Below are 24,112 nucleotides of genomic sequence, written 5' to 3' on the forward strand. Positions count from 1 at the left end.
CTGGCCGTCTGGGCGGCCGGGAGCCTGCTCGCCGGCGTCGTCGTCGGGGCGCTGCCCGCGCCCGCCGACGCCGTCGTGCGGCTGCGGTGGACGGTCCTCGTCCTGGGCCTGCTGTTCGCGCCGCTGCTCCTCGCGCCCACCACCGCGTGGCTCACGGCCGGGCTCTTCCTGGCGGGCGTGATGATCTCCCCGACGATGATCGCCGCGACGAGCGTCGTCGAGGAGTACGTCCCGCCCGCCCGGCTCACCGAGGCGCTCACCTGGACGAGCACCGGTCTCGCCGTCGGGGTCGCTCCCGGGGCCGCCGTCGCGGGCGCCGTCGTGGACCGGTTCGGTGCCTCCGCGGGGTTCGCCGTGCCCCTCGTGGCGGGGCTCGCGGCGGCGGTCGTCGCCTGGTGGTTCCGACCACCGCCCCGACCCGACCGCGCCCTCGTGCCCGGTGCCGTCGCGGACTAGGCTGTCCCGGGAGATGAGCACCTCCGCCGCACCACCCCCCGACGCCCTGCTCGACGACGCCCCGCTGGACGAGCGAGCCGTCGCGCTCGTGCGACGGTGGGTCTCCACCGCCGGTCGGCGGCGCAGCGACCCTGCCGCTCGTCGCCTGGCGACGCTGCTGAAGGACCCGGCCGGTCTGGACTTCACGATCGGCTTCGTCGACCGCGTCGTCCGCCCGGAGGACGTCGACGTCGCGGCCCGCAACCTGCGCGACCTGGCGCGTTCGCTGCCGACGTTCCTGCCCTGGACCCAGCGGTTCCTGCTGCGCCTCGGCGCCGTCGTGTCGGTGGTCATGCCGGGCCTGGTGGTCAGGACGGCGCGGGCCACGCTGCGCCGCATGGTCGGCCACCTGGTGGTCGACGCACGTCCCGAGAAGCTCGGACGCACCATCGCCACGCTGCGCCGACGCGACGACCGGCTCAACCTCAACCTGCTCGGCGAGGCCGTGCTGGGCGAGGCGGAGGCGGTACGCCGCCGCGACCGCACCCTCGAGCTGCTGCGCCGCGACGACGTCGACTACGTGTCGGTCAAGGTCTCGGCGGTGGCCAGCCAGCTGTCGATGTGGGCCTTCGACGAGACCGTCGACCGGGTCGTCGAGCGGCTGGAGCCGTTGTACGAGGTGGCCGCCGAGCGTGGCTCGTTCATCAACCTCGACATGGAGGAGTACCGCGACCTCGACCTCACCGTGGCCGTGTTCACCCGGGTGCTGGAGGCGCACCCGCAGCTGGAGGCGGGGATCGTGCTGCAGGCCTACCTGCCCGACGCGCTCTCCGCGATGCAGCGCCTGCAGGGCTGGGCCCGGGCCCGACGCGAGGCCGGTGGCGCCGCCATCAAGGTCCGCGTCGTCAAGGGCGCCAACCTCGCCATGGAGCGCGTCGACGCGGCCGTCCACGGCTGGCCGTTGGCCACCTGGGGCACCAAGCAGGAGACCGACACCCACTACAAGCGGGTGCTGCGCTGGGCGCTGACGCCCGAGCGGGTCGACGCGGTCCGCATCGGCGTCGCCGGCCAGAACCTGTTCGACGTCGCGTACGCCTGGCTGCTGGCCGGCGACCGCGGCGTGCGCGACGCGGTCGACGTCGAGATGCTGCTCGGCATGGACGCCGGCCCGGTCGCCGCGGTCCGCGACGACGTCGGTGCGCTGCTGCTGTACACGCCCGTCGTGCACCCCGACGAGTTCGACGTCGCGATCTCCTACCTGGTGCGCAGGCTCGAGGAGAACGCCAGCCCCGAGAACTTCATGTCGGCCGCCTTCGACCTCGCCGACGACCCCGAGGCCTTCGAGCGGGAGGCGAGCCGGTTCCTCGACTCCGTCAAGGCCCTCGACGACGTCGTGCCCCCGCCGCACCGCGTGCAGGACCGCCGTACCGACGCGACCGACCACCACGTGCACGCGCACACCGACGGCTTCTCCAACACCCCCGACACCGACCCGTCCACCGCGGGCAACCGCGTGTGGGGACGCCAGGCGCTCTCGCGCTCCACGTACACGCAGGTCGGGCTGTCGACCATCGAGACCAACCGGGTGCACGGTCCGGCCTCGCTCGAGACCCTCGTGGTCGGTGCCCGCGAGGCCGGGCGCGACTGGGCTGCTCGGGGCGCCGAGGTGCGCGCCTGGATCCTGCACCAGGCGGCAGCGGCGCTCGAGACCCGACGCGGCGACCTGGTCGCCGTCATGGCCGCGGAGACCGGCAAGACGATCGCCGAGGCCGACGTCGAGGTGAGCGAGGCGATCGACTTCGCCCACTACTACGCCGAGTCGGCGCGTCGGCTCGAGGTGGTCGACGGGGCACGGTTCGAGCCGGTCGCCCTCACCGTCGTGACGCCGCCGTGGAACTTCCCGGTCGCCATCCCCTGCGGCTCGGTCGTCTCGGCGCTCGCCGCCGGCAGCGCCGTCGTCATCAAGCCCGCGCCGCAGAGCCCCCGCTGCGCGGCCGTGATGGTCGAGGCGCTCTGGCAGGGAGGCGTGCCGCGCGACGTGCTGCGCTACGTCACGCTGGAGGAGGGCGAGCTCAGCAAGGCGCTGGTGTCCCACCGGTCGGTCGACCGGGTCATCCTCACCGGCTCGTGGGAGACGGCCGCCCTGTTCCGGTCCTGGCGGCCCGACCTGCCGCTCATGGCCGAGACGAGCGGGAAGAACGCGCTCGTCGTGACGCCCAGCGCCGACCTCGACCTCGCGGTCGCCGACCTCGTGAAGAGCGCCTTCGGGCACGCCGGGCAGAAGTGCTCCGCCGCCAGCCTCGGCATCCTGGTGGGCTCCGTCGCCACGTCCGAGCGGTTCCGTCGCCAGCTCGTCGACGCGGTCACGTCGTTGAAGGTGGGCTGGCCGGACGACCCCGACGTCTCGGTCGGACCCGTCGTCGAGGCGCCGTCGGGCAAGCTGCTCGACGCGCTCACCGTGCTCGGCGAGGGCGAGGAGTGGCTCGTCCAGCCTCGTCGTCTCGACGAGACCGGACGGCTCTGGTCGCCCGGCGTCAAGGTCGGCGTCCAGCCGGGCAGCACCTACCACCGCACCGAGTACTTCGGCCCGGTGCTCGGGCTCATGCACGCCGCCGACCTCGACGAGGCGATCTCCTGGCAGAACGCCACCGACTTCGGCCTCACCGCGGGCATCCACTCCCTCGACCCCGACGAGGTCAACCGCTGGCTCGAGACCGTGGAGGCCGGGAACCTGTACGTGAACCGCGGCATCACCGGCGCGATCGTGCAGCGTCAGCCGTTCGGCGGCTGGAAGCGGTCGAAGGTCGGCGCGACGAGCAAGGCCGGCGGGCCCAACTACCTCTGCCACCTCGGCACCTGGCACCGTCGCCCCCTGCGCCACGTGCCCGACGACGTGACGCTCGCGCCCGAGGTCGGTGCGCTCCTCGACGCGGTCGCGCCGCACGTGCTCCAGGACCCGCTGGCCCAGCTGCGTGCCGCGGCTGGCTCCGACGAGGTGGCCTGGCAGCGGGAGTTCGGCCGCGAGAAGGACGTCACCGGTCTGGGTGTGGAGCGCAACGTGTTCCGGTACCGCCCCGGCAGCGTCCACGTGCGGCTGGGCGACGACCTCGTCCTGGCTGCCCGCGTGCTGCTCGCCGCCCGACGCTCGGGCGCGACCGTCACGGTCTCCTCCCCCGTGCCGCTGCCCGACGGCCTCGCCGACGACCACGTCGTCGAGGACGCGCAGGCCTGGCTGCGTCGGATGGCCGGCGAGAGGCCGGGCGTGGTGCGCCTGCTCGACCCGTCCCTCGCCCGACCGCTCGCGGAGGCCGTCGAGGGCGACCCCGACGTCGCCGTGCACGCCGACGAGGTCACGTGGTCCGGGCGGGTGGAGCTGCTGCCGTTCGTGCGCGAGCAGGCCGTCACGATCACGGCGCACCGCTTCGGCAACCACGACCCCGCGTTCGACCGCGTGCTGCCCCGCTCCTGACCTCTCAGCCCTGCTGCAGGCCCGGCGGCAGGGGTGCTCGCCAGCCCCGCCAGAGGGCCAGGAGGCGCCAGCCGACGCAGAGCGCCCCGGCGCCGACGTACGCCCACCAGCCGAGTCCGGCTCCGTGCGCGAGGACGGCGAGCAGCGCACCCGCGAACGCCGGGGTCGCGTACAGCTCCTCGCGGAAGATCACCGGCACCCGGCCGGCGAGCACGTCGCGCACGATGCCGCCGCCGATCGCGGTGACCATGCCCAGCAGGGCCGCGGGCAGGACCCCGAGCCCGTACTCCGCGGCCTTGACCCCGCCGGCTACGCAGAACACCGCCGCTCCCACCGCGTCGAGCACGGTGATCTGCGACTCGCGGCGTCCGAACGTCGGGTGGAAGACGAAGACCACCACCGACGCGACGGCCGGCACGAGCAGGTAGCGCCAGTCCAGCAGGGCCGCCGGGGGCACCGCGCCGATGAGCACGTCGCGCAGCACCCCGCCGCCGAGGCCCGTCACGAGTCCCAGCACCGCGGCGCCGAAGACGTCGAGCTCCTTGCGCACGGCGACGATCGCGCCCGTGCACGCGAACACCGCGATCCCGACCAGGTCGAGCGTCACGATCCACACCTCGGGCACACCGAGAGCCTAGGACGTCGCCCTGGCGGCGGGCGAGCGTGTCGCCGCAGCAGGGCCCCGACGGCCGCCTACGATGGCGGTGCAACCAGTGGGAGGACGCTCGATGCGCGAACTCGGCCCCGATCGGCTCAGCGACGACGGACGGTACCTCGTCCTGCGCGAGCCCGGTCGACCGGAGCTGTTCCGCGTCCCCGTCGACCGGCGGCTCGCCGCCCTCGTCGAGGCCTCCCCCCGTGCCCGGGGCCGTGCCCACGGCCAGATGGAGATCACGATGGAGAGCAGCCTCACCCCGCGCGAGATCCAGACCCGGATCCGTCGCGGCGAGTCCCCCGACCAGGTCGCCGAGTCCGCCGGCGTGCCCACCGAGCAGATCGAGGGCTTCGCGACCCCGGTGCTCGCCGAGCGCGCCTACATGGCCGAGCAGGCCCGCACCACGACGATCCGTCGCCGCCACGCCGCCGGACCGGGCGTGCTGCTCGGCACGGCCGTCGACGAGAGCGTCGCGGCCCAGGGCGGCGTGCCCGAGGAGGCCGCGTGGGACGCGTGGCGACGCGAGGACGGTCGCTGGACCGTGCAGGTCTTCGCGCCCGACGCGCTCGAGCCGGCCCGCTTCTGCTTCGACGCCAAGAGCCGTTACGTCCTGCCCGACGACGAGGCCGCCCGCCTCCTCGTGGGCGACGTCGCCGCACCGGAGGCGACCGACATGGCCATCGCCGACGCGCTGCGTGCCGACGAGGAGCGGGTCGAGGAGCCGACCACCCCCGAGGCAGAGCCGGAGGAGCAGCTGCTCGTGCACCTGCCCGACGAGGCACCCCACGCCCTCGTGCACTCGCTCAAGGAGGCCCGCGACCGTCGGGCCATGGAGCAGCTCTCCCTCACCGACGAGCCGACGCCGGAGCCCGCGCGCCCTGCCCAGCGTCGTGACGAGACCCCGCGACGTGACGAGCCCGCGTCCGAGGCGTCCGAGCCGGAGGTCGCGCAGGCCGAGGACGACGTCGAGGAGCACGTGGCCGTCCCCGACACCGTCGCCCCGCGGGGCAAGAAGCGTCCTGAGCGTCGGCGGGTGCCGAGCTGGGACGAGATCATGTTCGGCGGCCGCCCGGAGTAGCCGCCCGTCCCTCAGGGGAACGGCAGGACGTCGGGCGAGAGCGCCGCGGCCTTCGCCGTCGCCGCGGTCATGCGCCGGCGGTGGTGACGTCGGCACAGCACCTCGTAGCCGACCGACGGGGTCGGCCGGTCCGGGTCGTCGACGTCGCCGACGACGATGACCTCGCCCTCGGTGACCATCACGCCGTCCTCCGTGCGGGCGTTGTGCGTGGCGCGCTCCCCACACCAGCACAGCGCCTCGACCTGCAGCGGCAGGACCCGGTCGGCGAGCTCGACCAGTCGGGCGGCGCCAGGGAAGAGCCGCGTGCGGAAGTCGGTGAGGATGCCGAAGCAGAACACGTCGATGTCGAGCTCGTCGGCGATCTTGGCGAGCTGCTCGACCTGCTCAGGCGTGTAGAACTGCGCCTCGTCGCACACCAGGTAGTCGATGCGTCCGCCGCGGGTCAGCTCGTCGACGACGTGCTCCCAGAAGTGCAGGTGCTCCTCGACCTCGGTGGCAGGCACCGACAGGCCGAGGCGGCTGGAGAGCGTCGCCTCGCCGGCGCGGTCGTGCGAGGCGAAGACGCGTCCGACCCGACCGCGTGCGCGGTGGTTGTGGTCGAGCTGCAGGGCGAGGGTGCTCTTGCCGCAGTCCATCGTGCCGGAGTAGAAGATCAGGTCGGCCACGGGCTCATCCTCCCAGCCGGGTCAGGTCGCGAGCAGCACGGGGATCCGCAGCTCGGCCTCCGTGACCGACCCGTGGAAGCCCTTCATGCGCATCTCGAGCGGGAAGTCGTCGGTGCTGAAGACGCCGAAGTCGCCGAGCGACGCGACGACGACGTCGCCGACCCGTCCGGCGACCTGCGGAGCCAGGGGGCCGAACCAGTCGTCGAGCTCGTCGCGGGTCCGCACCACCGCCCGGTCGCCGCAGGCCGCCCGCCAGCGCTCGGCGACGGCCTCGCGCTCCTGACGGGCCGTGTACAGGTGCCGGAACCGCGCCTCCCCGGCGAGGAGGTCGACCCCGTCGAGCAGGTCGGGACGGTCGGCGACGTCGAACCGACCCTCGGCCGGGAGGTCGACCATGCCGTGGTCGGCGGTCACGAGCAGCACGGTGTCGTCGGGCAGGAGGTCGCGCAGCTGCGCCGTCTCGCGGTCGACCGTGACCAGCACGTCGCGCCACTCCTGCGACGTCGAGCCGTGCGCGTGGCCCGCGTGGTCGAGTCGCGACTCGTAGGCGTAGACCAACGAGCGGTCAGCGTCCTCGGCGACGTCTGCGACGACGTCGAGGCGCTCCCACACCGAGCCGACGCCGTGGAACGGCGCGCCACGCTGGCTGCAGAGCGTGAGCCCCGAGCCCTCGAAGCGCGACTCGTTGACACTGGCGGCATTCAGTCCCGCCTCGTGGAGACGCTGCAGGACGGTGGGGTGGCGCTGCCACTGGAGGGCGTCGACCGGCTGGTCCCAGGCGAGGGCGTTGAACCGGCGGCCGGTCTCGGGCACCCGCGAGGTGTAGCCGACGACGCCGTGCGCGCCCGCGCGCAACCCGGTGCCGAGCGACGTGAGGCTCGTGACGGTCGTCGACGGCACGCCGCAGACGACGTCGGGGACCGAGGGCAGGGACGACAGGAACGGCGCGAGGTGCGCGTGCTCGCGCAGCAGCTGCTCCCCCATCCCGTCGACGAGGAGCACGACGTAGCGACGTGCGTCGGGAAGGCCGAGCGTGTCGTGGAAGCCGAGGTCGGGTCCGGCGACGACGGCCGCTGCGGACGTCATGACCTCGTGCAGGCCGTGGCGGCCCGCAGGTCCGGGTCGACTCATGCGGTGCCGCTCGTGGCGGCCGAGAGCCGCCGCGCGAACTCGAGCAGACGCTCCACCGCGGCGCCACCGTCGGCCGCGGAGCTGAGCCGCAGCGAGAAGTCGTCGCCCGTCAGGTTGCCGGTGTAGCCGTGGTCGGCGTCGCAGTCGGGGTCGCTGCACTGCGCGGGCTCGAGGTCGAGGTGCGACACCGCGCCCCACCCGATCGTGACCACGGCCTCCTCGAGCTTGCCCGACGTCGCGACCATGCGGGTGACGACGACCGACCGGATGCGGTGGATCGACACCGCCTCGCTCGTGGTCGACGTGTAGGGCTTCGGGAGCAGGTCGTCCGGCGGGTGCTCGTCGGTGTGCACGAGGACGACACGCGACGGCGTCATCACGAGGACGGTCATGTGACGGCGGATCTCGTCGCGCTCGAACGTCGGCTCGTGGTGCACGACGTGCGCGAGGACGTCCTCGTCGGCGAGGGCGTCACGGAGACCGGCGGTGACGATGTCGGGGTAGTAGCCGCTGCGGGCGATCTCGGTGAAGACGTCCGAGCTCGGGCCGGCGGGGCGCTCGCGTCGCATCAGGCCAGCGTATCCCTGCTGGGGGTGCTGAGTCGCCGCACGTACCGCTCCTCGCGCCGGTCGGTGGCGGGCACGATCTTGGCGCGCGCGCTGAGTGCCGTGAGCCCGCCCTCGTGGACCAGCACCGGCTCGAGGTCGAGCTCGGCCACCTCGGGGAGGTCGTCCTTAAGGGCCGCCAGGCGCAGGATGACGTCCTGGATGGCGGCGGTGTCGACCGGCTCCGACCCGCGGTACCCGTACAGCAGGGGTGCCGACCGCAGGTCCTGGATCATCGACTCCGCGTCGACGTCGGTGAGCGGCGGGATGCCGTAGGCGCGGTCGCCGAGCAGCTCGCTCGACGCGCCGGCCAGGCCGAACGACACGAGCGGGCCGAAGAGGGCGTCCTCGGTGACCGTGAACGACAGCGGGATGCCCGCGGGCGCCGACCGCTGCACGAAGAACCGCGTGTCGGCGCGCATGCCGGGCCAGGAGGTCAGCTGGTCCCACGCCTCGGTCATGTCCTGGCGGTCCTGGATGTTGCGCCAGACGTGCGCGAGGTCGGGGCGCGCCCGCAGGTGCTCGCTGCCGGCCTTGAGGACGACGTCCCAGCCCAGCTGCTCGGCCGCGGCGATGGCCTCCTCCGGGTCGTGCACGTTGATCCACGTCCAGAGGTCGATGCCGTAGCAGGCGAGCAGCGCGTGCACCTGCTCCGTCGACAGGATCGCGCCCCGCGGTGCGTGCGAGAGGACGTCGCGCACGAGCGCACGGGCGTCGCCCGTGCGGATGTCGGTGTGCGCCCGGAACTCGCCGTGGTCACGGGCGGCCCACTCGGCGTACGTGACCACGCGGGCCAGGGCGCGGACCGCCGACTCCGGGGCCGGGTACGACGGGACCGAGCCGCGTCCGGCCGAGCCGCCCTGCACGTCGGGGACGCGCAGCAGCTCGGGGATGCCCTCGGTGCCGAGGAACGTCGACACGATCGGCTTGTCGGACTGCTCCCCGATCGACGCCAGCACGTTCGCGACCTCCTCGCCGGAGGTGTTGAGCGGCGGGATGTAGACCACCATGAGCGCGTCGATGTCGTCGGACGCGAGCGCCGTCTCGATCGCGACCTCGAAGTCGTCCGCGCCGGCGTCGGCACCGAGCGGCACGGAGTCGGCGACCTGCAGGCCGGTGGCGGTGGCCGCGTCGGCGACCAGCAGCCCCATGGCGTCGGAGTTGCCGACGACGCAGATCCGGTTGCCACGCGGCAGCGGCTGGTGCGCGACGAGCTGCCCGACGTCGAACATCTCCTCGAGCGTGTCGACCTGCACGACGCCCGCTTGGCGGAACATGGCGTCGACGGCCGCCTGCGGCGCGGTGCTGCGCTTGACGGCGTGGCCGACCGGGACGCCCTGCGTCGAGCGACCCGACTTCACGGCGACGACCGGCTTGGACTCCGAGACGCGGCGCGCGATGCGCGAGAACTTGCGCGGGTTGCCGATGGACTCGAGGTAGAGCAGCACGACCTCGGTGTCGTCGTCCTCCTGCCAGTACTGGAGGAGGTCGTTGCCGGAGACGTCGGCGCGGTTGCCGGCGGAGACGAAGGTCGAGAGACCGAGGCCGCGGCGCGACACCGACTCCAGGATCGCCGTGCCCAGCGCACCGGACTGGCAGAAGAAGCCGACGCGACCCTGTGGGGGCATGGCGGTGGAGAGCGAGGCGTTCAGCTGGACCGCCGGCGCGGTGTTGATGACGCCGAGGCAGTTGGGGCCGACGAGGCGCAGGCCGTAGGAGCGGGACAGGTCGAGCAGGGTGCGCTGGCGCTGGCGGCCCTCCGGGCCCTCCTCGGCGAAGCCGGCCGAGATGACGACGAGCCCGTGCACGCCCTTGGCGGCGCAGTCGAGCACGACGTCGTTGACCGACTCGGCCGGCACGGCCACGATCGCGAGGTCGACCTCGTGCGGGATGTCCTTGACGCTCTTGAACGCCGGCAGCCCCGACACGGCCTCGGCCTGGCTGTTCACGGCGTACACGCTGCCCTGGTAGTCCCCCAGCACGAGGTTGCGCACGATGGTCTGGCCGATCGAGCGCTGGCGGCGGCTCGCGCCGACCACGGCGATGCTGCGCGCGGCGAAGATGCGCTCGATCGAGGCCGCCTCGGCGCGCTGCTCGCGCGAGCGCATCACGCCCACGGCGGAGTCGGTGGGGTCGATGCGGAACGAGAGCTGCTGCACGCCGTCCTCGACGACGCCCTCGACGGAGTAGCCCATCTCGCGGAAGACCTGCAGCATGCGGTTGTTGCTCGGCAGCACGTCGGCCGTGAACCGCTTGATGCCGCGCTCGCGGCCTGCCTGGGCGAGGTGCTCGAGGAGCAGCTGCCCGACCCCGCGGCCCTGGTGCGCGTCCTCGACCAGGAACGCGACCTCGGCCTCGTCGTCGCTGGTGGCGTCGTAGCGTCCGACCCCGATGATGTCGTCGTGCAGCGTGAGCACGAACGCGACGCGACGGTCGAGGTCGACGTGGGTGAACCGCTCGACGTCGCGCGCGGACAGCGTCGGGTACGGCGCGAAGAAGCGGTAGTACTTGGACTCGTCGGAGACCCGGGAGTAGAAGGCGACGAACGCGTCGGTGTCCTCGGGCGTGATCGGCCGCAGCTGCGCGACCCGACCGTCCTTAAGGAGCACGTCCGCCTCCCACACCCGGGCGCGCTCGGCGGGCGGATTCGGGGCCTCGGACGTCACGGCCCCAACCTACCGCCCTCGCGGACGCCCGGTGGCGAGGGAGCGGCGTGGGCGGGGCCACGGGCACCCTGGCGGCGTGGCGCCTGCGCCCGCGACGCGGCGACCGGGAGAATCAGGAGGTCACGCCCAGCCGCCCACCGTCGGCGACCCCCGTGAGCCAAGAGAGGATCCATGGCCCGCAGCAGCACCCCGAGCCCCCCTGAGGAGTTCGACGAGCACATCATCGACACCGACATCACGGACGAGATGAATGCCAGCTACATCGAGTACGCGTACTCGGTGATCTACTCGCGGGCCATCCCCGACGCGCGCGACGGCCTCAAGCCCGTGCAGCGCCGCACGCTCTTCACGATGGACGACATGGGCCTGCGCAGCGACCGCGGCCACGTCAAGAGCGCCCGCGTCGTCGGTGAGGTCATGGGTCGGCTCCACCCGCACGGCGACGGCGCGATCTACGACGCCCTCGTGCGGCTCGTGCAGTCGTGGTCGATGCGGTTGCCCCTCGTCGACGGGCACGGCAACTTCGGCTCGCCGGACGACCCGCCGGCCGCGATGCGTTACACCGAGTGCCGCATGGACGCCGCTGCGGAGGCGATGACCGCCTCGATCGACGAGGACACCGTCGACTTCCGCCCCAACTACGACGGCCGCGAGCTCGAGCCGAGCGTCCTGCCGGCGTCGCTGCCGAACCTGCTCGTCAACGGAGCGTCCGGGATCGCCGTCGGCATGGCCACCAACATCGCGCCGCACAACCTCGTCGAGGTCGTGCAGGCCCTGCGCCACCTGATCGAGCACCCGGACGCCGACCTCGACGACCTGATGCGGTTCGTGCCCGGGCCCGATCTGCCCACCGGCGGCAAGATCGTCGGCCTCGACGGCATCCGCGACGCCTACGCGACCGGCAACGGCTCGTTCCGCATGCGTGCGACCACCCGGATCGAGAACATCACGCCGCGCCGCAAGGGCATCGTCGTCACCGAGCTGCCCTACAACGTCGGCACGGAGAAGGTCGTCGAAGCGATCAAGAAGCTCGTGCAGGCCAAGAAGCTGCAGGGCATCTCCGACATCAAGAACCTGACCGACCGCCACAAGGGCCTGCACCTCGTCATCGAGGTGAAGAACGGCATCGTGCCCGAGGCGCTGCTCGAGCAGCTCTTCAAGCAGACGCCGATGGAGTCCTCGTTCTCGATCAACGCAGTGGCCCTCGTCGACGGGCAGCCCCGCACCCTGGGCCTCAAGCAGATGCTCGAGGTCTACCTCGGCCACCGGTTCCAGGTCGTGCGCCGGCGCAGCGAGTTCCGCCGGGCGAAGGCGGCCGACCGGCTGCACCTCGTCGAGGGCCTGCTCGTGGCGATCGTCGACATCGACGAGGTCATCCAGCTCGTCCGCAGCAGCGACAACCGCGGTGAGGCCCGTACCCGCCTGATGGGCGTGTTCGACCTCAGCGAGGCGCAGGCCGACTTCATCCTCGACCGGACGCTCGGCAGCCTCACCCGCTTCTCCCGCCTGGAGCTGGAGAAGGAGGCCGACGAGCTGCGCGCCACCATCGAGCAGCTCGAGGAGATCCTCGGCGACGACACCGTCCTGCGCGGCGTCGTCTCCGACGAGCTCGCCGAGGTCGCCCAGAGCTTCGGCACGCCGCGTCGCACCGTCCTCCTGGAGTCCGCGGGCCAGACCGTCACCGCCACGGCGTCGCTCGAGGTCGCCGACGACCCGTGCTTCGTGCTGCTGTCGGCGACCGGGCTGCTGGCCCGCACCACCGACGCGACACCCTTCGGCGACGTCGGGAACCGCGCGAAGCACGACGTGATCGTCTCCGCGGTCGCCACGACGGCGCGCGGGCAGGTCGGCCTCGTGACGCAGGACGGCGTGGTCCACCGGCTCGACGTCCTCGACATCCCCGCGCTGCCGCCGACCGCGTCGGCCCCGCACGTGCAGGGCGGGATCCCGCTCCGCGAGCTGCTGTCCACCCCTGCCGCGCCGGTAACCCTGATGTCGCTGTCCGACGACGGCCCGGGGATCGCCCTGGGCACCCGCGCGGGCGTCGTCAAGCGCGTCAAGCCCGACCACGTGCTCAGCCGCGACGCGTGGGAGGTCGTCAGCCTCGCCGACGGCGACGTCGTGGTCGGGGCCGCGCCGCTCGCGACGGGCGAGGAGCAGCTGGTCTTCGTCACGTCCGACGCGCAGCTCCTGCGCTTCGACGCCGGGCTGGTGCGACCCCAGGGACGCGGCGGCGGTGGCGTCGCGGGCGTCAAGGTCGCGCCCGGACAACGCGTGGTCGGCTTCGGCGTCGTCAGCGACGTCGACGGCGCGCACGTCCTCACCATCGCCGGCTCCGGCGACGCCCTGCCCGGGACCCAGACGGGCGCAGCCAAGGTCACCCCCCTCTCGGCCTTCCCGGCGAAGGGGCGCGCGACCGGAGGGGTGCGCTGCCAGCGTCTCCTCAAGGGCGAGGACGGGCTGATCCTGGCCTGGGTCGGCGACGGCCTCCCGCTCGCATGCGCCACCAGCGGATCGCCCGTCGACCTGCCGGCGGTGGACCCGCGCCGTGACGGGTCCGGCGTGCCCGTGGCCCAGCCCGTGCTGGCCGCCGCGTCGCCCGCGGCACACCTGCCGGGACTCCAGGTCGTGCGAGACTGACGGGGTGCGCCCTCTCACCCGAACCGCGTCCACGTCCCCGCTCCGGGCCGCCCTGCTGCCCGTCGCGCTCGTCCTCGCCGTGCTGCTCGCCGGCTGCACGGGCGGCGGTGACGACGGCGGCTCCACCGACACCGCTGCCGTGCAGAAGCGGCTCGACGCGGCCAAGAAGACCATCGACGATGCCGAGACGGTCGACGTCTCGCTGACCACGTCGTCGGTTCCGGACGGCGTGTCGGGTCTGCTCTCCGCGAAGGGGAAGGGCAACCACTCCCCCGCCTTCGAGGGCGACGTGAAGGTCTCCTCCGGCGGTGCCACACTCACCGCGAAGGTGATCGCGGTGGACGGCACCGTCTACGCCGACACGGGTCTCACCCCGGGCTACCTCACGATCGACCCGGCGTCGCTCAAGGCACCCGACCCGGCGGGCCTCCTCGACCCCGACTCCGGCCTCACGAGCATCCTCGCCTCCACCGAGGACCTGAAGTCGGGCGACCAGTCCCGCGACGGCCGCGACGTGCTCACCTCCGTCACCGGCACGCTGCCCGGCTCGGTGGTGGCCGACATCATCCCGTCCGCGTCGCGGCAGGGGACGTTCGCGGTGACGTACCGGCTGACCGACGACGACGAGCTGCGTGACGCGAAGATGACCGGCCCGTTCTACGGCGAGGGCTCGAAGGTCACCTACACGGTCAGGCTCGCCACGTCGGACGAGCCGGTCGAGATCACGGCCCCTGCCGCGACCGGCGGCCGCTGACCCGTGGCGGAGCCCGGCGACACCGGCACCGTGCGGCTGGCCTCACGCACCCTGCTCGGCCTCGCCGCGGTGGCCATCGCGTTCGCGGCGGCCGACACCTACGTCGTCGTGCTCGCGCTGCCCGACATGATGTCGGCGAGCGGCCTCGACGTCGACGAGCTCCAGCGCGCGGCCCCGATCGTCTCGGGCTTCCTGCTCGGCTACGTCGGGGTGCTGCCGCTCATCGGACGGATCTCCGACCTGCGCGGTCGGGTGCCGGTGCTGCTGGGGTCGCTGGTCGTCTTCGCCGTCGGGTCGCTGGTGACCGCCGCGGCGTACGACCTCGAGACCATCGTCGCGGGACGTCTGCTGCAGGGTGTCGGGGGCGGCGGGCTGATCCCCCCGACCCTCGCCCTGGTCGCCGACCTGTGGCCCCCGAAGCGGCGCGGTCTTCCTCTGGGGGTCGTGGGTGCCGTGCAGGAGCTGGGCAGCGTCCTCGGCCCGCTGTACGGCGCGGTGGTGCTGGCGTTCGGGTCGTGGCGCGACATCTTCTGGCTGAACGCCGCCGTCGGCCTGCTGCTCGCCGCGGTGATGCTGCGACTGCGCGACGCGGCCCCGGCCTCGGAGGATGGCGCGGCAGCCGACCGTGGCCGGCCCGACCTGCTCGGCGCCGGCCTCCTCGCCCTCTCCCTGCTCGGCCTGTCGCTCGTGATGCTGGAGCCCCAGCGGCTCGTCACCGGCGTCACCTCGGGCCTGGCCTTCCTGCCGGTCACCGGCGACTCGCGCTGGCTGACACCGGTCGCCCTGGTCACCTACGCGCTCGCGGCGCTCCTGCTGCTGCGACAGGCCACGGCCCGACGTCCACTCGTGCAGTGGCGCACCTGGGGCGAGGTCGCGCGCAGCACCGACCTGGTGGGCGCGGGTCTCCTCACGCTGGCACTCGCCGCCGTCATCGTCACCTTCGCCTCGGCCGAGCCCGAGTCCGGCGCGATCTCGCCCGCTGCTCCCTGGCTGCTGCCGGTGGCCGCGGTGGCCGCGGCGGGCTTCGCCTACCGGCAGCGGACCGCCGCCACGCCGCTCGTGCCGCGCGGAGCCCTGGCGGCCCGCCCCGCCTGGGGTGCCCTGGTGGTCTCGTTCGTGATCGGCGCCTCCCTCATCGCGGCGCTCGTCGACATCCCGTTCTTCGCACGCCTCACCGTCTACCGCGACTCCCAGCTCGACGCCGCGCTCGTGCTCGTCCGGTTCCTCGTGGCCCTGCCGGTCGGGGCCGTGCTGGGTGGCTGGCTGCTGCGTCGGGTGCCCGCCGCCTGGATCACCGCCGCGGCGATGCTCATGAGCGCGCTGGCCTTCCTGCACATGGCCACGTGGGACGCGCAGTCGCTCGCGAGCGGGTGGGAGACCCTCTCCCTGGTCGCGGCAGGTCTCGGGTTCGGCCTGGCGATCGCCCCGGTGAACGCGGTGCTGCTCGAGCACACCGGCGACGCGGTGCACGGGGTCGCGAGCGCCCTGCTCATCGTGGCGCGCATGGTGGGCATGCTGATCGGCATCTCCGCACTCACGACGGTCGGCCTGCGCGCCTTCTACGCGGCCTCGGAGAAGATCCCCCCGGCGTCCGAGGTCTGCTCGGGCGCCGTCCAGCTGTGCCGGGCCTACCGCGACGAGGTGCGCGACGCCGGGATCGCCCAGCTGCACGCGGTGTTCGTCGGGGCAGCCGTGTGCGCTGCGGTCGCAGCGATCCTCGCGCTGTGGTTGTTGCGTGAGGCACCTAACAGGCGGGCACGAAACACCGGCGGTAGGATGCCGGTGTGACGGACTTCGACGACCTTCTCGCAGCCAACCGGACCTTCGCCGACTCCTTCTCGCTCACCGGCTTCGACGGCATCGCACGTGCCGGCGTCGCCATGGTGACGTGCATGGACTCGCGCATCGACCCTCTCGGCATGATCGGTCTCCAGCCCGGAGACGCCAAGATCCTGCGCAACCCCGGCGGTCGCGTCAACGACCAGGAACTCGTGGCTCTGGTCCTCGGCTCGCACCTGCTGCAGGTGAAGCGCGTGCTCGTCGTCGAGCACACGCGCTGCGCGATGGCCTCCTCCACCGAGGAGCAGATCCACCAGAGAGTCTCCGACAGCACCGGCACCGACGCCACCTGGATGTCGATCGGGCCCATCTCGGACCAGAAGCGCCAGATCCGCGCCGACGTGCATCGCGTGACGTCGCACCCGCTCATCCCCGAGAGCGTCGAGGTCGGCGGCTTCATCTACGACGTCGACACCGGCCTGCTCGAGCAGGTCGTCTGACGCGACCGCTGCCCTCGCGCCCGACGGCACGGTGTCCGCGGCCGTGGTCAGTCGAGCCGGGTGCCGTCGAGGGTGAAGACGCCGCGCGTGGTCGTGGAGCCGTCGGTGACGTCGACGACCAGTCTCGGGTCGGCACCGCTCGTGACGACGTGCACCTGCACGTCCGGCGACGCGTCGGGTCCCACCTCGAGCAGCGTGGCCTCCACGACGTCCTGGACCACGGTCGGAGCCACGTCGGCCAGGTCGACGGGCGACGTCGCCGGGTCGAGCCTGGTCGGCTCGCCCAGCGGCTCCCACTCGACCCCTCTGAAGACCCACTGACGGGCGGTCGTGCCGTCGACGACCGTGGCGACGCCGCCGCCGTCGCGCACGTCGTACGTCGTGACGGTCGCCGTCCCGGCGTCGTCGTCGAGGTCCGCGACCTGCAGGTCCCACCACGTGGCGGCATCAGGCACCGTCACGCCGTCCTTCACGGTGTAGCCGTCGTCCGCGAGCCCGACGTCGTCGGAGGAGCCGGAGTCGAAGCCGCCGTCGAAGGACCGGGCGACCCCGAGGAACACGACGAGCGCGACGACGAGCGGGACGAGGAAGATCGCGATGACCGCGATGACGCCGCAGCCGATCTTGCGCTCCGTCGTCCACCCGCCGCCGGCCCGCGGGCCGGACGCGCTTCCCGACACCGAGCCGCCGTAGGAGGGCGGCGCCCAGGTCGGCCCACCTCCGGTCGAGGCGGGCGGGGTCGTCTCGGCCGGCGGGGCCGCCCCGGGTGGCGGCGACGACGGTGTCGAGGGAGCCTGCCGGTTGCGCGGTGCGACCGGGTCCAGGTCCGTGACCGGGGGCGGCATCCCGAAGGGCGGCGCGGCCAGGTCCGGTGAGGTCGTCGTCGACGGGCGGCTCTCAAGGTCGCGCAGGACCATCGCGAGGTCGCCCTTGGTGGACGCGGCGTCGATCTGCTCGAGGCGCAGGGTCCGGTCGGCTGCCGTGATGCGACCCTCCGCGTACGCCTCGTCCACCATCCGGCGTGCCCGCCGACGGTCGCCGCGGCCGGCGCCGCTCGGGTCGCTGATGTCGCTCACGGCGGCAGCGTAGCGGCGGGGGCGGGAATCATTGGGCCCCCCCCCCCCCGCCCCCCCACCCGGTGGCCCGGTGGGGCGACCCGGCCCGTCAGCCCTGCACGGGACGAGTCACCGGGCTCGGAGGCAACGCCTTGACATCTGCCCTGCGCCTGGTTGGTTTGCGACATGACCAGCCGCAGCATCCGGGTCAGGTTCCAGGCCGACGACGGCGCCCCCTTCACACTCATGATCGAGCCTTGGGGTATGACGTACGACCTCGTCGGTTCGGAGGCGATGTTCGTCGAGCTCGACGCTGGTGCAACCGATGACGTCGAGCTCGTCTACTGGGCTGGCGGAGTGTCGATCTGTGGACCCGGCCGAGCCAGAACGTTCGACTCGACGGGATCGCTGCTTCACGAGTTCTAGGCACGAACCCCCGGTCCGACGGCGGCTCCTTCCAGGATCCTCGCGCCCCGTCCGTTTCTCTGAACGACGGGCTCACGAGGTCGACGCACGACCGTCACCACCGGCGGCCGCTCCGTCCCAGATCACGTGATCGGGTTCGGGCAACGCGAGCGGTTCGTCGTACGAGTAGACCTCGAGTGAACTGAGACGTCCCTGCTCCAGGAACAGCAGCAGGCCACCGACGTCTTCTCCTGCCCCATTGACCACCCGTCCTTCGGCAGGCACCGGGCTACGGGCATCCGACAACGGCGGATGAGCATCGGACGGGAACAAGTTGATCGTTCCGCAGCCGCAGGTGCAACCGTCCGACACCTTGAGCCCCGCAGCCTGGACTCGCAACGCCTCAACGCCCTCGAAGTCGAAGCTCAGCAGAGCATCCAGCAGGGCCCGTTCAGCCGTCGTCGGATCGCGGAGCCCACCGCCCATCAGGCGTCGATCAGGTCGGAGTCGACGTCGTAGGCGCTCTGCACGATGAACTCCTTGCGCGGCGCGACCTCGTTGCCCATGAGCAGCTCGAAGACCGCCGCGGCCTGCTCGGCGTCGTCCACGGTGAGCCGGCGCAGCGTGCGGTGGCGGGGGTCCATGGTGGTCTCCGCCAGCTGGTCGGCGTCCATCTCACCCAGGCCCTTGTAGCGCTGGATGGGGTCCTTCCAGCGGACGTTGCGCCGCTTCAGGTCCGCCAGCGTGCGCTGGAGCTCCGCGTCGGAGTAGGTGTACTGGTACTTGTCCTGCCCCTTCTTCGGGTTCGTCAGCTCGATGCGGTGCAGCGGCGGCACGGCCGAGAACACGCGACCCTGCTCGACGAGCGGGCGCATGTAGCGGAAGAAGAGGGTGGCGAGCAGGCAGCGGATGTGGGCGCCGTCGGAGTCGGCGTCGGCCATGAAGATGATCCGGCCGTAGCGAGCCTGGTCGAGGTCGAACGTGCGTCCGGACCCGGCGCCCACGACCTGGATGATCGAGGAGCACTCGACGTTCTTGAGCATGTCGCCGACGCTGGCCTTCTGGACGTTCAGGATCTTGCCGCGGATCGGCAGCAGCGCCTGGAACTCCGAGTCGCGCGCCGACTTCGCCGTGCCGAGCGCCGAGTCGCCCTCGACGATGAACAGCTCGGTGCGCTCGGCGTCGCCCGCGCGGCAGTCGGCCAGCTTGGCCGGCAGGGCGCTGGACTCGAGGGCGTTCTTGCGACGCTGGTTGTCGCGCTGCTGGCGTGCCATGAGACGGGTCCGCGACGCCGCGACCACCTTCTCCATGACCTGCCGTGCCTTGGCCTTCTCGGCCGCCTTGGTCGACGTCAGGAACGCCTTGAGCTCGCGGGAGACGACCTGGTTGACGATGCGCGTGACGGCGGGGGTCCCGAGCACCTCCTTGGTCTGTCCCTCGAACTGCGGCTCGGCGAGCCGCACGGTCACGACGGCGGTGATGCCCTCGAGCACGTCGTCCTTGACGATGTCCGCGTCGCCCGACTTCAGCAGCCGCGTGTTCCGCAGGGTGTCGTTGAACGTCTTGGTGACGCCGCGCTCGAAGCCCTGGACGTGGGTGCCGCCCTTCGGGGTCGCGATGATGTTGACGAACGAGCGCAGCTCGGTCTCGTAGCCGGTGCCCCAGCGCAGGGCGACGTCCACGCCCAGCTCACGCTCGACCTCCTGCGGCGTCATGTGACCCTTGCTGTCGAGCACGGGCACGGTCTCGGTGAACGAGCCCTCGCCCTGCAGGCGGAGCACCTCGCTGACCGGCTCGTCGGACGCCAGGAAGTCGCAGTACTCGGTGATGCCGCCGTCGTGCTTGAACGACTCCTCGACCGGCTCCTCGCCCCGCTCGTCACGCAGCACGATCTGCAGGCCGGGCACCAGGAACGAGGTCTGACGCGCGCGGTTGACGAGCTCGTCGTAGGCGAACGTCGCGCTCTTGATGAAGATCTGCGGGTCGGCCCAGTAGCGGACCCGGGTGCCCGTGACGGTCTTCTTCACCCGGCCGCCCTTGCGCAGGGTGTTGTCGGGCGTGAAGTCCGCGGCGGGGCCGTCGCCGGCGAAGACCCCGGGCTCGCCCCGCCGGAACGACATCGACCACGTGGCTCCGGACTTGTCGACCTCGACGTCCAGGCGCGAGGAGAGCGCGTTGACGACCGAGGCGCCGACACCGTGCAGGCCACCGGTCGCGTTGTAGGAGCCACCGCCGAACTTCCCGCCGGCGTGGAGCTTGGTGTAGACCACCTCGACGCCGGTGAGGCCGGTCTTCGGCTCGATGTCGACGGGCACGCCGCGACCGTTGTCGCGCACCTCGACGGAGCCGTCGGCGTGCAGGACGACGTCGATGCGGTCGCAGTGCCCCGCGAGGGCCTCGTCGACGGAGTTGTCGATGATCTCCCACAGGCAGTGCATGAGACCGCGCGTGTCGGTGGAGCCGATGTACATGCCCGGACGCTTGCGCACGGCCTCGAGCCCCTCGAGGACGAGCAGGTTGCGAGCGTCGTAGGTCGACACGTCCAGGACCTCCAGGGAAGAAGTGGTGATGGTCAGGGCGCCGGTCGACCGCGAAGACAGGCCTGGGACGTCCCCTCCGCCAGCCTAGTCAGCGGTCCCCCGGTGACCCGTCTGACACGCGGCACGCCGACGTGCGTCCGGGCGTTTGACCCCGCTGGGCAGTATCTATGTCGTATGTCACCTGGACCTGTGCGGAACAGGCCGCCGTGGTTGGATGTTGTGACAGACGTACCCCCGACGCCGCTGAGGAAGAGAGAACATCATGGCTGCAGTCGCCGAGCTTCCCGGTCTGAACGCGACCGACCGTTGTGACCGGTGTGGAGCACAGGCGTACGTCCGCGTCGAGCTCGCCGGCGGAACCGAGCTGCTCTTCTGCGCGCACCACGCCCGAGAGCACGAGGACAAGCTGCGTGAGATCGCCGTGTCGATCCACGACGAGACGGGCCGCCTCGCCGGCGTCCCGGCCTCGGCCCCCGACACCGAGATCTGAGACAAGCACCGAGATCTGAGACAGGCACCGAGGTCCGAGACAGGCTTCGCCCGAGAGCCCCCCGCCGCACTGCGGCGGGGGCTCTCGTCGTCTGGAGGTGCGGGGCGGGTCGGCGCGTGCCACGCTCGCCGCACCAGGTCGGCACCGCGTCGACCACTGTCCGAGGAGTCCTCATGCAGATCGGTACCTCGCTCTTCCTGCTGGCGGTCGGCGCGATCCTGTCCTTCGCCGTCCAGGACCGCATCAGCGGCGTCGACCTGACGATGGTCGGCTACATCCTCATCGCGGTCGGCGCGCTCGGTCTGGTGCTGTCGCTGATCCTCGGCACGCGCACGCGTCGCGACGTGCCCCCGCCCCGCTGACTGGCCCGCTGATCGCGACGCTCGTCGCGACGGGGTGGTCAGCAACACGAACACGTTGCTAACGTCATCGACATGAGTGTCGGGGAGGGGCCGGTGGCCCAGGATCCTTTCTGGGGTGTCGTGCGTCGGCGTCATCCCGACGTCGACCTGGTGCTCCTGACCGGCCGCTCCCCGCTCGACCCTCCCGCGGCGGAGCCGGACGACGCGATCAGCCTCGACGAGGCGCGCAAGATCGAGCGGGGCGTCGACGACGCGTACGGGTCGATCCGTCACCTGCTGCCGCCGGACACGCCTGCTCCGACCCGTCTCTGGCGCGCGGCCGACGGGGGTCACGCCTACCTCAACGAGAAGGCGCTGCGTGGTCTGGCCGGCCCCCGGGCCATGGTCACGCTCCGCGCCCTCGCCCGCGCGCTGCAGGATCGCGGGTGGGAGGTCGCGGCGAGCGGTGACGAGGCGCGGCCGCACCTCATGTCCACGAACGGCTGGATCGACCTCGACGTCCGTAGCGGCGCTGCAGCGACGCAGCTCCTCCTGGCCGGCCCCGTCGTGCCGGTGCGCGCCGACGACCTCGCGACCCTCAAGGCCGAGCGATGAGCAGCGTCGAGGCGGACTGGAACGCCATCACCGCCGCGGCCAGGGTCTGGGACGGCGCGGCCGACGGGTTGGACGGTGCGTGGCGACGCCTGCACGGTACGACCGGGGCCCCCATGGCGCCCAACGTCGCAGCCGCCTTCGAGACGTTCCGCGAGGCGTGGGTCGACGAGGTCAAGGACGTCGCGACGACCGCGCAGGCTCATGCGGAGTCCCTCGACGACGCCGCCGCGACCTACTCGTCGGTCGACGACGCCGCGTACCAGCGCATCAGGTCGCTGATGCCGTGGTCCTACCGCGACAGCACGATCGACCCCGACGGTGGTCCGCCGCCGATGCCGACCCCGTCCCCCGGCCCGAGTCCGTCGCCCCCTCCGCCGAGCGACTCGACCCCCGCCACGCCTCAGCCCTCCCCTGGCCCGTCGCCGACGCCGTCGCCGAGCCCCACGGGAGGTGACTGACGTGGCGCTCGTCCGAGTCAGCCAGCCCGACCCCCTGCGCACCACGTCGGCGGCCGCCGCCTCGGCCACCAGCGGGGTCCGCGCCACCGGCGAGAGCATGAGTGACGCACAGGAGTCGATGGCGTCGCAGGGGACGCCCGCCTCGTGGACCGGCGACGCCTCGCAGGCCGCCGCGAACGAGTTCACGGCGTTGTCCGCTCGCCTGGATGCCGCGTCCGCGGCGTTCGTGCGGGCGGTCACCGTGCTCGACGCGTTCGACGACACCCTGCAGACGCTCAGCTCACGGCGCATCGACCTGGTCGAGAGGGTCTCGGAGCTCAACGGCCGCATCGACACCTACGACGCCGACGTCGCCGCGTCGGACAAGGACGACGCGACCGCTCAGGAGGCGCTCGTCCAGAGGTCGGCCAACCTCGAGCGCGAGGCCACGGCCCTCCAGGCCGACGTCGACGCGTGGAACCGGGACCAGGAGTCGGCCGAGCAGACCGTGATCGCCGGCCTGCAAGGTGTCGACACCGTCGCCGAGGGTCAGTCGGCAGCGTCGGCCCCGAACCGCGCCGATGCCGCCGCGCTGGCGGACCAGCTGCAACAGAAGGTCGACAGCGGCGACCCCGAGGCTGTCGCCGACTGGTGGAGTGGTCTGAGCCCCGAGCAGGTCGCTGCTCTCGTGATGCACTCGCCCCAGCTCGTCGGGAATGCCGGTGGGGTGCCCAGCGAGGTGCGCGACGAGGCGAACCGCACCTCGATGCTCAGCGACATCGACTACCTCACCCAGCGCCGCGACGACGGCCAGCTGACCGACCTCGAGCGCCAGCAGCTGATGAACGCCGAGGACGCCCGCGACACCCTCGACGACTACCAGGACCGGATCGACCCCGAGACCGGCGAGAACCAGGCGTTCCTGCTCGTCTACCGGCCCGACGCCTTCAACGGCGACGGTGGCGTCGCCATGAGCCTCGGCAACCCCGACACCGCGGACGACGTGACGTCCTTCGTCCCGGGCCTGACCAGCGAGGCGACGTCGCTGAGCGGCAACGTCGAGTCGATGGACCGGCTCATGCAGCTGGCCGACGGGAAGAACGGCGACCGGTCGGTCGCCGCGATCACGTGGATCGACTACGACGCCCCGAGCAGCGGCGAAGGCCTCACGGACGACCCGTGGGACTTCCTGCAGGTCGCCGGACAGGGCAAGGCCACGGACGGCGGGGAGCGCTTCGCCGACTTCGTGGACGGCATGCGAGCGAGCGACCAGGGTCCCGACGCCCATTTCACGGCGATCGGCCACAGCTACGGGTCGACGACCGTCTCGCACGCCGCCACCGACAACGACCTGCAGGTCGACGACATGGTGCTCATCGGCAGCCCCGGCACCGGGTCGGCCGACACCGCGACCGACCTGATGCCGGAGGGTCACCTGTTCGTCGGCTCGGCCGACTACGACCCGGTCACGCTGCTGGGCTCCCCCGCGATCGGCGCTCTCGGTCACGACCCGGCCCAGGCCGACTTCGGCGCGCACCGCTTCGAGGTCGATCCGGGCTCCTACCGGGTCCAGGACCTCTTCGAGAACCACTCGTCGTACTTCAACGAGGGCTCGACGTCGTTGGACGCGATGGCCGACGTGGTGGCCGGCCAGACCCCTGACGAGGTCGACGGACGCACGCTCGGCAGCTACCAGACGCTCGACACCCTCGTCGTCGGCAGCTCCGTCGTGTCCGGGGGCGAGCAGATCTGGAACGGCGTCGAGTGGACGGGCGGGCAGGTCGCCGACGCGGCAGGCTGGACCTGGGACCGGGCGAAGGACGCCGGCAGCTGGCTGAACCCCTTCGACTGA

21 protein-coding genes are annotated in these 24,112 nt (G+C 72.3%); 13 read left to right on the forward strand and 8 right to left on the reverse strand.

Annotated features, from left to right (window positions below):
* Positions 1–456 (forward strand): MFS transporter (locus NH339_RS06670; protein WP_253023695.1); only part of this gene is annotated, 456 nt, incomplete at its 5' end.
* A gap of 1 nt (position 457) precedes the next feature.
* Positions 458–3,904, forward strand: coding sequence for a bifunctional proline dehydrogenase/L-glutamate gamma-semialdehyde dehydrogenase (locus NH339_RS06675; protein WP_374208226.1), 3,447 nt, complete (start codon positions 458–460; stop codon positions 3,902–3,904).
* A gap of 4 nt (positions 3,905–3,908) precedes the next feature.
* On the opposite strand, the gene NH339_RS06680 is transcribed toward NH339_RS06675, so the two are convergent.
* Positions 3,909–4,529, reverse strand: coding sequence for a trimeric intracellular cation channel family protein (locus tag NH339_RS06680; protein ID WP_253023709.1), 621 nt, complete (start codon positions 4,527–4,529; stop codon positions 3,909–3,911).
* A gap of 103 nt (positions 4,530–4,632) precedes the next feature.
* Between NH339_RS06680 and sepH the strand changes: the two genes are divergently transcribed.
* The gene (sepH, locus tag NH339_RS06685; protein WP_253023711.1) at positions 4,633–5,637 is read left to right on the forward strand and encodes a septation protein SepH; all 1,005 of its coding nucleotides are present in this window, start codon (positions 4,633–4,635) and stop codon (positions 5,635–5,637) included.
* Between the two features lie 11 nt (positions 5,638–5,648).
* Here sepH and NH339_RS06690 read toward each other — a convergent pair whose 3' ends face one another.
* The 4 genes from NH339_RS06690 to NH339_RS06705 are packed head-to-tail and all read right to left on the reverse strand — an operon-like array spanning position 5,649 to position 10,704.
* Positions 5,649–6,302, reverse strand: a complete 654-nt coding sequence (locus NH339_RS06690) for a thymidine kinase (RefSeq protein ID WP_253023713.1) — start codon at positions 6,300–6,302, stop codon at positions 5,649–5,651.
* 21 nt (positions 6,303–6,323) lie between these two features.
* Positions 6,324–7,433, reverse strand: a complete 1,110-nt coding sequence (locus tag NH339_RS06695; protein WP_253023715.1) for an alkaline phosphatase family protein — start codon at positions 7,431–7,433, stop codon at positions 6,324–6,326.
* Positions 7,430–8,002: a DUF5998 family protein gene (locus NH339_RS06700; RefSeq protein WP_253023717.1), complete on the reverse strand. Its 573-nt coding sequence runs from the start codon at positions 8,000–8,002 to the stop codon at positions 7,430–7,432. Before NH339_RS06700 ends, NH339_RS06695 begins: the two co-directional genes overlap by 4 nt.
* Positions 8,002–10,704, reverse strand: coding sequence for a bifunctional GNAT family N-acetyltransferase/acetate--CoA ligase family protein (locus NH339_RS06705; protein ID WP_253023719.1), 2,703 nt, complete (start codon positions 10,702–10,704; stop codon positions 8,002–8,004). Before NH339_RS06705 ends, NH339_RS06700 begins: the two co-directional genes overlap by 1 nt.
* Before the next feature lie 171 nt (positions 10,705–10,875).
* On the opposite strand from NH339_RS06705, the gene NH339_RS06710 reads away from it, so the two are divergent.
* From NH339_RS06710 to NH339_RS06725, 4 genes are read left to right on the forward strand one after another with little or no spacing between them, the layout of a single operon-like run.
* Positions 10,876–13,344, forward strand: coding sequence for a DNA topoisomerase (ATP-hydrolyzing) subunit A (locus NH339_RS06710; protein WP_253023721.1), 2,469 nt, complete (start codon positions 10,876–10,878; stop codon positions 13,342–13,344).
* A gap of 4 nt (positions 13,345–13,348) precedes the next feature.
* Complete coding sequence (locus NH339_RS06715) at positions 13,349–14,098, forward strand: LppX_LprAFG lipoprotein (protein ID WP_253023723.1); 750 nt, start codon at positions 13,349–13,351, stop codon at positions 14,096–14,098.
* Between the two features lie 3 nt (positions 14,099–14,101).
* Positions 14,102–15,886, forward strand: coding sequence for an MFS transporter (locus NH339_RS06720; protein ID WP_253023725.1), 1,785 nt, complete (start codon positions 14,102–14,104; stop codon positions 15,884–15,886).
* A complete protein-coding gene (locus NH339_RS06725) occupies positions 15,883–16,377 on the forward strand; it encodes a carbonic anhydrase (protein ID WP_253023727.1) in 495 nt (164 codons plus the stop codon). Before NH339_RS06720 ends, NH339_RS06725 begins: the two co-directional genes overlap by 4 nt.
* Positions 16,378–16,424: 47 nt before the next feature.
* On the opposite strand, the gene NH339_RS06730 is transcribed toward NH339_RS06725, so the two are convergent.
* Positions 16,425–17,453, reverse strand: coding sequence for a DUF1707 domain-containing protein (locus tag NH339_RS06730; RefSeq protein WP_253023729.1), 1,029 nt, complete (start codon positions 17,451–17,453; stop codon positions 16,425–16,427).
* Positions 17,454–17,618: 165 nt separating this feature from the next.
* On the opposite strand from NH339_RS06730, the gene NH339_RS06735 reads away from it, so the two are divergent.
* The gene (locus tag NH339_RS06735; protein WP_253023731.1) at positions 17,619–17,858 is read left to right on the forward strand and encodes a hypothetical protein; all 240 of its coding nucleotides are present in this window, start codon (positions 17,619–17,621) and stop codon (positions 17,856–17,858) included.
* A gap of 72 nt (positions 17,859–17,930) precedes the next feature.
* On the opposite strand, the gene NH339_RS06740 is transcribed toward NH339_RS06735, so the two are convergent.
* Both NH339_RS06740 and NH339_RS06745 read right to left on the reverse strand, forming a co-directional pair.
* Entirely contained in the window at positions 17,931–18,323 is a 393-nt protein-coding gene (locus NH339_RS06740; RefSeq protein ID WP_253023733.1) for a hypothetical protein, read from the reverse strand.
* Entirely contained in the window at positions 18,323–20,377 is a 2,055-nt protein-coding gene (locus NH339_RS06745; protein ID WP_253023735.1) for a type IIA DNA topoisomerase subunit B, read from the reverse strand. Before NH339_RS06745 ends, NH339_RS06740 begins: the two co-directional genes overlap by 1 nt.
* A gap of 262 nt (positions 20,378–20,639) precedes the next feature.
* Between NH339_RS06745 and NH339_RS06750 the strand changes: the two genes are divergently transcribed.
* The 5 genes from NH339_RS06750 to NH339_RS18820 all read left to right on the forward strand — a co-directional run bounded on the left by NH339_RS06750 (position 20,640) and on the right by NH339_RS18820 (position 24,112).
* Positions 20,640–20,867 carry a hypothetical protein gene (locus NH339_RS06750; RefSeq protein ID WP_253023737.1) on the forward strand — a complete coding sequence of 76 codons (228 nt, stop codon included), beginning with the start codon at positions 20,640–20,642 and terminating at the stop codon, positions 20,865–20,867.
* 173 nt (positions 20,868–21,040) lie between these two features.
* Positions 21,041–21,229, forward strand: a complete 189-nt coding sequence (locus NH339_RS06755; RefSeq protein ID WP_253023739.1) for a DUF6458 family protein — start codon at positions 21,041–21,043, stop codon at positions 21,227–21,229.
* Between the two features lie 72 nt (positions 21,230–21,301).
* Positions 21,302–21,823, forward strand: a complete 522-nt coding sequence (locus tag NH339_RS06760) for a hypothetical protein (RefSeq protein ID WP_253023741.1) — start codon at positions 21,302–21,304, stop codon at positions 21,821–21,823.
* Entirely contained in the window at positions 21,820–22,281 is a 462-nt protein-coding gene (locus NH339_RS06765) for a hypothetical protein (RefSeq protein ID WP_253023743.1), read from the forward strand. The genes NH339_RS06760 and NH339_RS06765 overlap by 4 nt, the downstream gene beginning before the upstream one ends.
* A gap of 1 nt (position 22,282) precedes the next feature.
* Positions 22,283–24,112, forward strand: a complete 1,830-nt coding sequence (locus NH339_RS18820; protein ID WP_253023745.1) for an alpha/beta hydrolase — start codon at positions 22,283–22,285, stop codon at positions 24,110–24,112.

This window comes from Aeromicrobium sp. CnD17-E, assembly GCF_024124745.1.
GTDB lineage: Bacteria > Actinomycetota > Actinomycetes > Propionibacteriales > Nocardioidaceae > Aeromicrobium.